We start from the raw sequence: 13,467 nt of genomic DNA, 5'->3' as shown, positions 1-13,467 counted from the left end.
AGTTAGGTAGTGATGCGCCTACGTTACGTTTCGATATAGGCAGTAAGCCTGCGGCTCCACGCCCGGTTCAGGCGACTCCTGCAATGGCTCCCCCAAGAGTTCAGATGAATACCAGACCGGCTAGGACTGCATTTAATGTGAATATGCCCGAACCGGCTATCATGACGAATCACCGCAGTAATATTAATCCAGCTTATCAGTTTGACAATTTTGTCGAGGGTAAATCGAACCAATTAGGCAAAGCTGCGGCGCAGCAAGTCGCCGAAAATCCTGGTGGTGCTTACAACCCATTATTCCTCTATGGTGGTACCGGTTTAGGTAAGACTCACCTGTTACACGCAGTGGGCAATGCTATCATCAAGAATAATCCCAATGCCAAAGTGGTCTACATGCATTCTGAGCGTTTCGTTCAGGATATGGTGAAAGCCCTGCAGAATAATGCCATCGAAGAGTTCAAACGTTATTACCGTAGTGTCGATGCACTGTTTATCGATGATATTCAATTCTTTGCCAATAAAGACAGATCACAGGAAGAATTCTTCCATACCTTCAATGCGTTATTGGAAGGTAATCATCAGGTGATCTTGACCTCAGATAAATATCCGAAAGAGATCGATGGCGTAGAAGATCGTCTCAAATCTCGTTTCGGTTGGGGCTTGACCGTGGCGATCGAGCCTCCTGAGCTAGAGACTCGTGTGGCGATCCTGATGCGTAAGGCACTGGAGAGTGGCGTCAATCTACCCGATGAAGTCGCTTTCTTCATCGCTAAGCGATTACGTTCCAACGTTCGTGAGCTCGAAGGTGCATTGAATCGAGTCATAGCGAATGCTAATTTTACCGGTCGCCCAATCACTATCGATTTCGTCCGTGAAGCCTTGCGAGATTTGCTGGCGCTGCAGGAAAAATTAGTCACCATAGATAACATTCAGAAGACTGTTGCCGAATATTATAAGATCAAGATGGCCGATATGCTGTCCAAGCGTCGTTCTCGTAGTGTTGCCAGACCTCGTCAGGTGGCTATGGCGCTATCGAAAGAATTAACCAACCAGAGCTTACCTGAGATAGGGGATGCTTTTGGGGGGCGTGACCATACAACTGTTTTGCATGCATGTCGTAGAATTGCACAGTTGCGCGAAGAAAATCATGATATTAAAGAAGATTATGCTAACTTGATCCGTACCTTATCTTCATAAATCTGGGGAATTGAAACTGATGAAATTTTCAATTGATAGGGATGCCCTATTAAAGCCGCTGCAATTAGTTAATGGAGCGGTGGAGAGACGACATAACTTGCCTATTCTGGCAAACCTCTTAGTTGAAGTAAGTGGTCACACACTTAAGATGACAGGTACCGATCTTGAAGTCGAATTAGTCGGTCAGGTTCAGTTAGAAGGTGATGTTGAAGAGGGGCGTACTACCATTCCGGCGAAGAAATTTCTCGATATCGTTAAATCACTCCCAGATCAGGTCGAGATAAAAATTGAGCAACAGGAAAATCGTCTGTTACTCAGATCCGGCCGCAGTCGCTTTACCTTAGCGACACTGCCGGCGGAAGAGTATCCCAATGTAGAGGCTTTCGAGTCTGATATCGAATTTACCATTAAGCAGGGCATACTCAAGTCGCTCATCGATGCGACTCAGTTCTCCATGGCTAACCAGGACGTGCGTTATTACCTTAATGGTCTGCTACTGGAAACCGATGGCAATGTGCTGCGTGCCATCGCTACCGACGGACATCGCTTGGCCTTGAGCCATCGTAAAATTGAGGCTAATCTGCCAAAGAAGCAAGTGATCGTGCCCCGTAAAGGTGTTGTCGAGCTGCAACGTCTGTACGAAGGTGAAGACTTAGATGTGACTATCGCTATCGGTGACAATGCCATACGGGCGACGACATCGAGTGCCGTGTTGACCAGTAAGTTAATCGACGGGCGCTTCCCAGATTACCGTCGAGTCTTGCCAAAGGGTGGCGATAAAATCGTTATTGCCAGTCGCAACCAACTTAAGCAGGCTCTGTTGCGCGCCTCTATCCTGTCGAATGAGAAGTTTCGTGGTGTGCGGGTACAGCTAGAGAATAACCTGCTTAAGATCACCGCGAACAACCCTGAGCAGGAAGAAGCCGAGGAGATCATAGATGTAGAATATGATAACACTCCATTGGAGATAGGCTTCAACGTCAGTTATCTGTTGGATGTGCTCAATAACTTACCCTCAGACGAGGTACGCATCACGCTTATCGATGGTAACTCCAGTGCCTTGATTGAGAATCATATCGAAGAAAATTCTATGTATGTGGTTATGCCGATGAGGCTCTAGTCTTATAAACCCCAATTAATCTTGAAGAGGCTGCTAACGCAGCCTTTTTTGTGGATGACATCCGCGCTTTGATGTGGTCTGTGGATATGCTAATCTTCTTGGCTATTTGAATTTTTCAGCTGATGATTTGCGATGTTTTTATCCGTTAAATTAAGTGCATTTTGTTAGCTTGCCCGAATAAGTGATTAATGAGCCATAAATGAGTCTGACGCGTCTTCATATTGAAACTTTTCGCAATATCGCCTCTGCTCAACTGCTTCCGGGTGAAGGGATCAATCTCATCTATGGCCTTAATGGCAGTGGCAAAACCAGTATTTTAGAGGCTATCTATTTCCTTGGTATGGGCCGCTCCTTTCGCAGTCATCTTTCTCAGCGGGTGATTCAACACTCGGATGATAAGTTAACCTTATTTGCTAACTTAACCGTGCAGGGTAAAGAGAGCAAGATAGGCCTGCGACGATTTCGCAGCGGTGAGACCGAGGTCAAGATTGATGGTGATAAGGTCAAACGTTTATCGACCCTGGCCGAGTTTTTGCCGATACAAGTGATCACTCCCGAGAGCTTTGCCTTGCTGTTTGAAGGGCCTAAGTCGAGGCGTCAGTTTATCGATTGGGGAGCCTTCCATTGTGATGAACGTTTTCATTCGGCTTGGATCAATGTTAAACGAATTTTAAAGCAACGAAATCAGTTGCTTAAAAATGAAGCTAGCTACGCTCAGATTCAATATTGGGATAGAGAGTTAGTGCGTTATTCTGAAGTCGTGACCGATATTAGAACTCAATATGTAAACTCGTTAAATGAGCTACTTAAGGGTATAATCGAAGAGTTTTTACCTCAGGTTGATGTGAAGATTTCTTTTACCCGAGGTTGGGATAGTAAAACAGATTATGCGCAGCTCTTAGAGACGCAATATCCCAGAGACGTATCCAGCGGTAATACCGCTAGCGGTCCCCATAAGGCCGATTTGAGATTACGTGTCGGCACCTTGCCGGTTCAGGATGCTTTATCGCGGGGACAGCTGAAATTGTTAGTCTGTGCACTGCGTATTGCACAGGGGAAGTTACTCAAGCAGCAAATAGATAAGAATAGTATTTATCTGGTGGATGATCTTCCATCGGAATTGGATGCAAAGCACAGGCAATTGTTGCTGCAGCAGTTAACCGATACCGGCGCACAAGTTTTTGTCACCGCTATTGAGCCTGCAGCGATACTAGATTCGTTAAACACGCCACCGAGTAAGGTGTTCCATGTGGAACAGGGGCGTGTAACGGTAATTGAACAACCGATGAGAGAATAATATGTCAGAGAATGTTTACGATTCTTCGAGCATTAAGGTGCTAAAAGGCCTTGATGCAGTACGGAAGAGACCAGGGATGTATATCGGCGATACCGACGACGGTTCTGGTCTACATCACATGGTATTCGAAGTGGTCGATAACTCTATCGATGAAGCTTTAGCCGGCCATTGTAGCGAGATTGTCATCATTATCCATACCGATGGTTCGGTCTCGGTGAAAGATGATGGTCGTGGTATACCCGTTGATATTCACCCGGAAGAGGGTATATCGGCCGCAGAAGTGATCATGACTGTACTCCATGCGGGCGGTAAATTCGACGATAACTCCTATAAAGTCTCCGGTGGTCTCCATGGAGTGGGAGTCTCGGTAGTAAACGCTCTGTCTCAGAAGCTACAGCTGATTATTCGCCGTAATGGTAAGCTCTACGAGCAGTTCTATACCATGGGCGTTCCCGATGCGCCGATCAAAGAGATTGGTGATGCGACCAGTACGGGTACCGAATTAAGATTTTGGCCAAGTCATAAAACCTTCACTAATAATATCGAGTTTCATTTCGATATTCTGGTTAAACGTGTGCGTGAGTTATCATTCCTCAACTCGGGAGTCGGCATTCGCTTGATCGATGAGCGTGATAACCGTGATGAGTTTTTCGAGTATCAAGGTGGCATCAGCGCCTTCGTCGATTACCTCAACATCAACAAGACGCCGGTCAACAAAGACGTGTTCCACTTTATTCATGAGCGCGACGACGGTATCACAGTCGAAGTTGCCATGCAGTGGAACGATGGTTATCAGGAGAACATCTTCTGTTTCACTAACAACATTCCTCAGCGTGATGGTGGTACTCACCTTGCTGGTTTCCGTGGTGCATTGACCCGTAACCTAAACGCTTACATGGAGCGTGAAGGTTATAACAAGAAGGGTAAAACCAGTGCTACCGGCGATGATGCCCGCGAAGGCCTGACTGCGGTTATCTCGGTTAAGGTGCCAGATCCTAAATTCAGTTCTCAGACCAAAGATAAGTTAGTTTCGAGTGAAGTTAAATCGGCGGTTGAGCAGACCATGGGTGAGAAGTTGGGTGACTACCTGATGGAACATCCTACCGAAGCTAGGTTGATCGTTGGTAAGATTATCGACGCGTCTCGTGCGCGTGAAGCGGCGCGTAAAGCCCGTGAGATGACGCGTCGTAAAGGTGCATTAGATTTAGGTGGCCTGCCGGGTAAACTGGCTGATTGTCAGGAAAAAGACCCAGCGCTTTCTGAAATATACATAGTGGAAGGTGACTCTGCTGGCGGTAGCGCCAAGCAGGGGCGTAACCGTAAGAACCAAGCGATTCTGCCACTAAAGGGTAAGATTCTCAATGTTGAGAAGGCTAGATTCGATAAGATGCTCTCTTCGCAGGAAGTCGCGACCCTGATCACCGCACTGGGTTGTGGTATCGGTCCTGATGAATACGATCCAGATAAGACCCGTTACCATAACATCGTCATCATGACCGATGCGGACGTCGATGGATCTCACATTCGAACTCTACTGCTGACCTTCTTCTTCCGTCAGATGCCTGAGCTTATCGAACGTGGCTATATTTACATTGCCCAGCCACCTCTCTATAAGGTGAAGAAAGGCAGACAGGAACAGTATCTGAAAGATGAGCTGGCCTTGACTGAGTTTCTGACCAACTTAGCCCTAGATGGTGGTGAGCTGCATTCTTCTGCCGATGCACCAGCTATCTCAGGTGTACCGTTAGAGAAATTGGTTTATCAGTATCGCGAAATTGAAACCATCTTTGCGCGTTTAGAGCAGCGTTATCCGACTCTGTTGACCGAACGTATGCTTTATCATCCAGCTCTGGATGCAGATATGTTAGCCGATGAGGCTAAGGTTAAGCAGTGGTGTGACGCATTTGTCGCAGATCTAACCGAGAAAGAGTCAGGCGGTGTTATCTATAAAGCCGAGCCGTTTATGGACCCTGAGCGCAAAGTATATCTGCCAAATGTGCACATACGTAAGCACGGTATCGATACTAGCTACTTGTTTACCTACGAGTTCCTCAATTCCAGCGACTATGAGCGTATGACTAAGCTTGCAGAGGCGCTCGAAGGGCTCATAGTTGAAGGCGGTTTCATTAAGCGTGGTGAGCGAATGAAGGAGATTTCTACCTTCGTCGAGGCGCTTAACTGGCTGATGAATGATTCCAGACGTGGTCTCTATATCCAACGTTATAAGGGATTGGGTGAGATGAACCCTGAGCAGCTTTGGGAAACCACCATGGATCCTGAGTCGCGCCGTATGCTAGTAGTGACCATCGAAGATGCTATCGGCGCCGATCAGCTGTTTACCTGTTTGATGGGTGATCAAGTTGAGCCGCGTCGTAAATTTATCGAAGATAATGCGCTGAACGTAGCGAACTTGGATGTCTAAATAGATCTGCTGCGCATCTCTATTGATGCCACTAGGTGGCGGAAAGCGTTAAGTGCTAACATTTAGTGTTCAAAGCAAATAGCTAATGAGAGAAGCCCTGGAGAAATCCGGGGCTTTTTTGTACATGGCAGGAGATGTTCCTACATCTCTGTGCATTCCTATCATCCGTGATAGTCAGAGTGCTTATCCCCGAAGACCATGGATGGTCTAGGAGGGGGTTAATGTCTGGAATGTTTTAAAGAAGCTAACAAGGCCATAGTACTAGCAAGGTTAGGACAGATAACAAGGCATTGAGCCGAAAGATATACGTCATTCCGGCATGCTTGTGGCCGGAATCCAGCTTGAATTTGAGTCGTTATCCCGAACTCGTTTCAGGATCTAGCTTACAACTTAAAACTTACAGCTTCTTTCCTGCCGTGAGCCTTGCACTTATCAGCTTGGCCAAGCTGAGTGCATGCTCATTATCCCCGTGTATACAGATGCTATCGGCCCTGAGTCGCAGCAAGGCTCCATCGAGTGTTGTTAGCGGCTTATTCGCGAGTAACTGCTCAACTTGCTCCATGGCTTGAGCATCCTCCTCTATCACGGCGCCTTGCATCTGCCGGGGTGCCAGACTAGCATTTGCTAAATATCGCCGATCGGCAAAGGCTTCTTCGATAATCGTTAATCCATGTGATTTTGCCTGGTTCACTAGAGGGCTCCCGGCTAAGATCATCAACTTAAGTGTTGGATCTATCCGTTTAATCACATCTATTAAGATACCTCCTAAATGCTCGTTGAACGCAGCCTGATTATAAAGGGCACCATGAGGTTTCACGTGGAACATTTTAGCGCCTAGGGAGTCACAGACGGCTTTTAATGAGTTAATTTGCTGATAGAGTGAGGTTAATAACTCTTGGTCTGAAATCACCATGGGCTGGCGACCAAAATTTTCACCATCGGGGTAGCTGGGGTGAGCGCCAATATGAACCCCTGAGGTTAGCGCGAGCTTCACCGTGGTCTGCATACTCGATTGATCACCAGTATGACCTCCGCAGGCGATATTGGCCGAAGTGATCACTTGCAGTAAGGCTGCATCATTGGCGCCACCTTCACCTAAGTCGGCATTGAGATCTATCGGGTAGCCTTTGGGATTTGATAACATGATTGACCTCAGTTTCACATACTAAGTTATAAGCTGTAAGTGATCAGTTGTAAGCAAGAGCTATTAGCATCAATTGCTCTTTGGAGACGATAAAAATATTGTTGCCATTCATGGTTTGCGTCTTCCACTTGGTTTGGACTCACGTGAATAAATTGTAGCTTTTGTCCAGGCCTTGTCTGCGCTAGTTTCCACAGATCGGCTTCAATCACAGTGGCAATCTTAGGATAACCACCAGTCGTCTGTCCGTCTGCTAGCAAGACTATGGGCTGACCCGATGGCGGAACCTGAATGGTGCCTGGCATAACTGCATGCGAGTTTAAGCTTTGCTCTTGGGCTAATTTTAACGTCTCACCGGATAAACGTGCTCCCATGCGGTTACTGTCGTTAGAGACTTGCCACTGGCTACTCCAGAATACTCTACGTGACTCTTGGGTAAACAGGGCCATCTCGGGTCCGGGCAGGGCGCGTACCTCATTAGAATAATTTCTCTGCACCGCGCCAATTGGCTTAGAAAGCGAGCGTTTATCTCCTAAGGGGATTCGATCCCCGACCTTGAGAACTCTACCTTGGTGACCGCCTAGTTCGGCGGTCATGAGTGTCGATCTAGAGCCTAAACAGATAGGCACATCTATGCCGCCATCTACGGCGAGATAGGCACGCATGCCGGATTTTGGCCCTCTCAGGCAGAGGGTTTCTCCGGCATTAATCTTGCTACGCCAGCCATGCCAGAACTCCCTGGAGCCTATGTTGATCTCATAGTGAGCTCCTGTCAGGCTAAACCAGGCATCACGGTGAAACTTGAGCTCTAATGTTCCTGCCGTGAGTTCGAGGCTTGCGGCATTATCCGGATTAGCGACTAAACGATTGGCAAGTATCAAGGCTTGTCGATCTAAGGCGCCCGAGACTGGTACGCCTATGTGGCGATAGCCTGTGCGTCCTAGATCTTGAACTGTGGTGTGCAAGCCTGGTGTGAGTACCTCTATCATCTTGAGGATTCCTTATGACTGGCTTTAGCTGGCTTTAAAATAGGCTGCTTGGGACTAGATAGGTCTGAAATTACTTGAACTGAAATAGACGGCTCTGAAATCGAGAGTACCGAGACAAACTGTACCCTGTCTCCGGGGGCCAGCAGGGCACCATGCTCAGATGTTGCATCGAATAGCGCCAGAGAACTGCGGCCAATAAGCTGCCAGCCTCCCGGTGACCGAGTCGGGTATATGCCCGTCTGCTCGCCACCGATACCGACAGATCCCGCTGGAATCGATAATCTGGGAGTCGCCAATCTTGGGGTAAAGAGTCGCTCATCCAGCCCATCCAGATAGGGAAAACCGGGCTGAAAACCCAGAAATAGCACATTGTATTGAGTCGAGGTATGTATCGCTATCACCTCTTGCGCAGTGAGCTTGTGGTACTCGGCAACAGCATTAAGATCTGGCCCATATTCCCCACCATATTGGACCGGGATCTGGATGAGCTTACCAGGCTTGTCTTGAGGCCGTTTATTGCTCCAAAGCGTGTTGATTTGCTTGATCCAGAAAGGGATTTTTTTACTGTCTTTGAAAAAAAACGTGAGATTATTATTACCTGGAACAATATCGTCAAAATCACCACTGGCCCTGCATATATCCGCTATGTGCCATATTTGTCTCTGTATCTCCAGCTTGCTGCTCGAGCCTGATAGACCGGCACAATCCAGTACCAGGGCTTTTTCACCGAGGAGGAATAACTTAGGTTGCAGCTCGTCGCTCATGGTGTGTTCTTTATCAATTGTAGTAAAAAATTAGGATAATACTTATCACCTCGTTTGTAACCCGCTAAACTGCACCGATTATTTTCCTCAGCGCTATGATTCAGTTTCTATCCTGGCGCTGCTTTATTATCTCGGTCATACAAATTGGTTAGAAAACTTTTTAATAAGCTGTTTAATATCAGAGATAAAACCTCTATTTCCCAGCCGAAAAGCTTTAGGCAAGACAGCAGTATGCAAGATAAATTAGTCAACGCATCGCCTAAACCACTAGCCCAAGCAGTGACAGAGGAAGTGCTCATCTCTGACTCGGTTGATCTTGCTGCGCTGTTTTATAGTCTACTTTTTCCGACAAGATCCAATGACACCGGCGGAGTCGCTAATAATTTAGAGAGAGCGGTGATAGGTGATGTAGAACATGCGCTGATGTCACCTCAAGATATAGCCGACAAGGTACTTAAGCTCCCCACGAGAATGGCAGAGCTAAATAAGCGCTTGAGCGACGACAGTGTCGAGATTAAGCAACTGATACAGCTTATTCAGCAGGATCCTGTGTTGAGTGTCGACTTGTTGAAACTGTGTAATTCACCGGCTTTCAGACGAGGTGATAATGAAGTGGCGAGCCTACAACAGGCCTTCGTCCAATTGGGAAGAGAGCAGCTCAAACGCTATGTGACTACTTGTTTGGTTCGAGAGATGATAGCCATTAAGCCTATCTATTATCGACGCTTCGGTGTGCAAATCTGGCGACACAGTTTACAGGTGGCCTTTCTGTCCACTCGGATCTCCACTGAACTATCGGTAGAAGAGCAAGAAACGGCATTCATGTTAGGTTTGATCCATGATGTAGGCAAAATCGCCATCTTTAAGATGCTGTTGGATGCATTTCAGTTAGCCGACCCCGGTGAAATGCCTAACTCTTGGCTATTCAGGCAGGTGATGACCACTAAATCCCTCACTCTGAGTGCGTTATTGGCTAGATGCTGGCTGTTACCCTCTAGTTTAGAGTCATCGCTCATACAATTAGCTAATACCAGTACTAAGCCCACCGAGGTTCTTGCTAGTGTGATATGGAGGGCTAATCTTATCAGCGAATGCTCGATGTTATATCAGGCTAAGAAGCTAGATGAAGCTTGTCTGGCACGCTTATTAATCGATGCAGATCTAAGCCGGGATGAGTTTGAGGTTTTACACGAGCAGCTGAAAGAGATTTAAAAGCAGGCAATAAATGCTGCTTATACTTATCCCCTCTTACACCATCCATGGTGTCCGGGGATAAGTATTTCCCTATACAAATCTCCTCTTACACCATCCATGGTGTCCGGGGATAAGTATTTCCCTATACAAAAGCCCCAGATTTCTCTGAGGCTTCTTTAGTTCCTAGGTTCTAGGAACTTAAACCTTCTTATTGCAGCAAAGATATATCCGCTACATGGAGGAACTGCTCGCGTAGGCTTGAAAGCAGGGCTAAACGGTTGTTTTTCAATGCTTCGTCATCGACCATGACCATGACTTCTTCGAAGAAAACATCCACGCTTTCACGTAGGTCAGCCAGAAGTGCCAGTGCTTCCTGATAGTTTGCCGAGGCAAATAGAGGGGCCAGTTTAGGTTGAAGCTCATTGAGCTTCTGTGCCAGTGCCTTCTCTGCGGTTTCAGTCAATAAACTCGCATCGATACTTGCCGGAATATCACCTTTAACCTTAGCCAGAATATTAGACACGCGTTTGTTAGCGGCGGCCAATGCCAAAGCCTGCTCCAGAGTCCTGAAGTGAGCCACGGCCTTGATGCGGCTATCGAAGTCGGCTGGTGAAGTTGGATGACGAGCCAGTACGGCTAAAATCACGTCGACGCTAACGCCTTGATCTTGATACCAGGCACGGAAACGGCCCATGAAGAACTCGAGTACCTGCTCGGCAGTTGTGTCATTGCTTAAGTTACTGCCATGTAGTGCCTGTGCTTTAGCGATAAGGTCAACCAGATCCAGCGGCAGATTATTCTCGACACAGATACGTAAGATACCGATAGCAGCGCGGCGCAGTGCGAATGGATCGGCGGCCCCCTTAGGTGCCAGACCGATACCGAAGATACCTACCAGAGTATCCAGCTTCTCAGCCAGAGCCACACAGACAGAGATGGCTGCTGTAGGAACAGTATCGCCGGAAAACTTAGGCTTGTATTGCTCTTGCAGAGCCAGAGCAACGGCTTCAGTCTCACCATTGAGGCGTGCGTAATGCATGCCCATGGTGCCTTGAAGGTCGGTGAATTCCATGACCATGTTGGTCATCAGATCTGACTTAGACAGCAGGCCTGCACGAGATGCTTCCTCGGCATTTGCATCTATGCTGCTAGCGATGAAGCCAGCCATTGCAGAGATGCGTTCGACACGTTGCTTAATCGTTCCCAGTTGCTTCTGGAACACCACGCTTTCCAGACTCGGTAGGCGGTCTTCCAATGTCTGTTTCTTATCGTTTTCGAAGAAGAACTCGGCATCGGCAAGGCGTGGACGTACCACTTTCTCGTTACCCGAAATGATCACCTGAGGATCTTTAGACACTATGTTAGTGACGAAGATGAAGTTAGCGAGTAGTTGACCCGTTTGGTCGAATACCGGGAAGTACTTCTGATCGCCTTTCATGGTGTAAACCAAGGCTTCGGACGGTACATTGAGAAATTTCTCTTCGAAACTAGCGGTTAATACCACTGGCCATTCCACCAGAGAGCAGACCTCTTCCAGCAGTTCGTCTTCCAGATCGGCAATGCCGCCAAGCTTAGCCGCAGCAGCTTCTGCATCTGTCTTGATGATTGCCTTGCGGGCCTCGTAGTCGGCGAGTACCTTGCCTTTTTCTTTCAGAGCTGACAGGTAGTTATCGGCGTGATCTAATTCGAAGCTGGCTTGACCCATGAAGCGATGACCACGAATGACGCGATCTGATTTTATGCCCAGTAGCTCACCGGCAACGATTTCACTGCCAAGTAGCATAGTCACCGTATGAACGGGGCGGATAAATTGCGTCTTGTTGCTGCCCCAGCGCATTGGCTTAGGGAACGGTAACTTATCTAGTGCACGTTGGGCCATCGCCGAGATCAGGCTCTTAGTCTCTACGCCGACAATTTTTGCCTGATGCAGTAACCATTCGCCTTTATCCGTTTTCAGACGGCCGGCTTCTTCGACTGTGATGCCATTGCCACGGGCCCAGCCCATGGCGGCTTTAGTCGGATTGCCATCGGCATCGAAGGCCTGAGCCACTGCCGGGCCTCGTTTTTCGACCACCTTGTCAGCCTGAGCTAAAACAAGTTGGTTGACGCAGATTGCTAAGCGGCGTGGCGTTGCATGCCATACCGCAGACTCGAAGCTAAGCTCAGATTTCTTTAGCTCAGCGGTAAAGTTGCTCAGGAAAGACTCTGCCAGTTTGCGCAGGGATTTCGGTGGCAGCTCTTCTGTGCCTACTTCAATCAGTAAGTTTTCAACATTCATTTGTTATTCCTCTACTTACACATTGGGAAGCCGAGAGCTTCACGCGCTTGATAGTAAGACTCTGCAACACCTTTAGCCATAGTGCGAACACGTAAGATATAACGTTGGCGTTCAGTAACCGAGATAGCATGGCGCGCATCAAGCAGGTTAAAAGCATGAGAGGCTTTCATGACTTGCTCGTAGGCTGGCAGTGGCAGCGGCTTTTTAAGTGTTAGTAGATGCTGGCAAGCTTGCTCACAATCATCAAAATTTCTGAATAACACTTCAACATTAGCGTGTTCAAAGTTATAAGCTGACTGTTCAACTTCGTTCTGGTGGAAAATATCACCATACAGAACTTTGCCCAGGGGGCCATCAGTCCAGACCAGATCATAGACGCTGTCAACTTCCTGGATATACATGGCCAGACGTTCCAGACCGTAAGTGATCTCACCGGTTACCGGACTACATTCGATACCGCCAACCTGTTGAAAATAAGTGAATTGAGACACTTCCATGCCGTTCAACCAGACTTCCCAACCCAGACCCCAGGCACCTAATGTAGGTGATTCCCAGTTGTCTTCTACGAAGCGTACATCATGAACGCCCATGTCTACACCTACAGCTTCCAATGAGCCCAGATATAATTCTTGAATGTTATCCGGAGACGGCTTTAACACTACCTGAAACTGATAATATTGCTGTAGACGGTTAGGGTTATCACCATAACGGCCATCAGTTGGGCGGCGACATGGCTGCACATAGGCACAGTTCATCGGCTCTGGGCCTAATGAACGTAGGAAAGTTTGTGGGTGGAATGTACCGGCGCCAACCTCCATATCGAGAGGTTGAACGATGGCGCAACCTTGCTGCGCCCAGTACTCCTGCAGGGTCATAATGAAACCCTGGAATGTCTTTACGTCATGTTTCGTCGTCATGTCTACTGTCTACGCCGTCAGGATGATACCAACACCTTGTCTAGTTGCTTATTTAGCCGCTAGAGCTAGCTTGGAAATAAAAAATGGTTTCGATTATACCTTGTAGAAATAGGCATATGTAGGTTATTTTTTATCTCCTAAAGGAAATAAAC

At 47.6% G+C, this 13,467-nt stretch carries 10 protein-coding genes; 5 read left to right on the top strand and 5 right to left on the bottom strand.

Annotated elements, in window-relative coordinates; translation table 11 throughout:
• The 4 genes from dnaA to gyrB all read left to right on the top strand — a co-directional run.
• Positions 1-1,193, top strand: a 1,193-nt coding sequence (dnaA, locus tag KT99_RS15125; protein ID WP_005501671.1) for a chromosomal replication initiator protein DnaA, incomplete at its 5' end; no start/stop codon positions are given.
• Positions 1,194-1,212: 19 nt separating this feature from the next.
• Positions 1,213-2,313 (top strand): DNA polymerase III subunit beta, encoded by a 1,101-nt coding sequence (gene dnaN / locus KT99_RS15120; protein WP_005501670.1) that lies wholly within the window; start codon positions 1,213-1,215, stop codon positions 2,311-2,313.
• A 199-nt stretch (positions 2,314-2,512) separates the two neighbouring features.
• Positions 2,513-3,610 (top strand): DNA replication/repair protein RecF, encoded by a 1,098-nt coding sequence (gene recF, locus KT99_RS15115; RefSeq protein ID WP_005501669.1) that lies wholly within the window; start codon positions 2,513-2,515, stop codon positions 3,608-3,610.
• A 1-nt stretch (position 3,611) separates the two neighbouring features.
• Positions 3,612-6,032 carry a DNA topoisomerase (ATP-hydrolyzing) subunit B gene (gyrB, locus tag KT99_RS15110; protein ID WP_040572065.1) on the top strand — a complete coding sequence of 807 codons (2,421 nt, stop codon included), beginning with the start codon at positions 3,612-3,614 and terminating at the stop codon, positions 6,030-6,032.
• 397 nt (positions 6,033-6,429) lie between these two features.
• Here gyrB and pxpA read toward each other — a convergent pair whose 3' ends face one another.
• The 3 genes from pxpA to pxpB are packed head-to-tail and all read right to left on the bottom strand — an operon-like array spanning position 6,430 to position 8,926.
• Positions 6,430-7,176 (bottom strand): 5-oxoprolinase subunit PxpA, encoded by a 747-nt coding sequence (pxpA, locus tag KT99_RS15105; RefSeq protein ID WP_005501661.1) that lies wholly within the window; start codon positions 7,174-7,176, stop codon positions 6,430-6,432.
• 26 nt (positions 7,177-7,202) lie between these two features.
• Positions 7,203-8,162, bottom strand: a complete 960-nt coding sequence (locus KT99_RS15100) for a biotin-dependent carboxyltransferase family protein (protein WP_005501659.1) — start codon at positions 8,160-8,162, stop codon at positions 7,203-7,205.
• Positions 8,159-8,926: a 5-oxoprolinase subunit PxpB gene (pxpB, locus tag KT99_RS15095; RefSeq protein ID WP_005501657.1), complete on the bottom strand. Its 768-nt coding sequence runs from the start codon at positions 8,924-8,926 to the stop codon at positions 8,159-8,161. The genes KT99_RS15100 and pxpB overlap by 4 nt, the downstream gene beginning before the upstream one ends.
• Positions 8,927-9,070: 144 nt before the next feature.
• Here pxpB and KT99_RS15090 point away from each other — a divergent pair, with 144 nt between their 5' ends.
• Positions 9,071-10,138, top strand: a complete 1,068-nt coding sequence (locus KT99_RS15090) for an HDOD domain-containing protein (protein ID WP_005501651.1) — start codon at positions 9,071-9,073, stop codon at positions 10,136-10,138.
• Positions 10,139-10,328: 190 nt separating this feature from the next.
• Here the strand turns inward: KT99_RS15090 and glyS are convergent, their stop codons facing one another.
• A complete protein-coding gene (gene glyS, locus KT99_RS15085) occupies positions 10,329-12,398 on the bottom strand; it encodes a glycine--tRNA ligase subunit beta (protein ID WP_005501649.1) in 2,070 nt (689 codons plus the stop codon).
• An 11-nt stretch (positions 12,399-12,409) separates the two neighbouring features.
• Entirely contained in the window at positions 12,410-13,315 is a 906-nt protein-coding gene (gene glyQ, locus KT99_RS15080; protein ID WP_040572064.1) for a glycine--tRNA ligase subunit alpha, read from the bottom strand.
• Positions 13,316-13,467: the final 152 nt, after the last annotated feature.

The organism is Shewanella benthica KT99 (genome assembly GCF_000172075.1).
Classification (GTDB): Bacteria; Pseudomonadota; Gammaproteobacteria; order Enterobacterales; family Shewanellaceae; genus Shewanella; species Shewanella benthica_A.
Note: the sequence above shows the minus strand (reverse complement) of the source record. Positions and strands in the feature narration are given on the sequence as shown.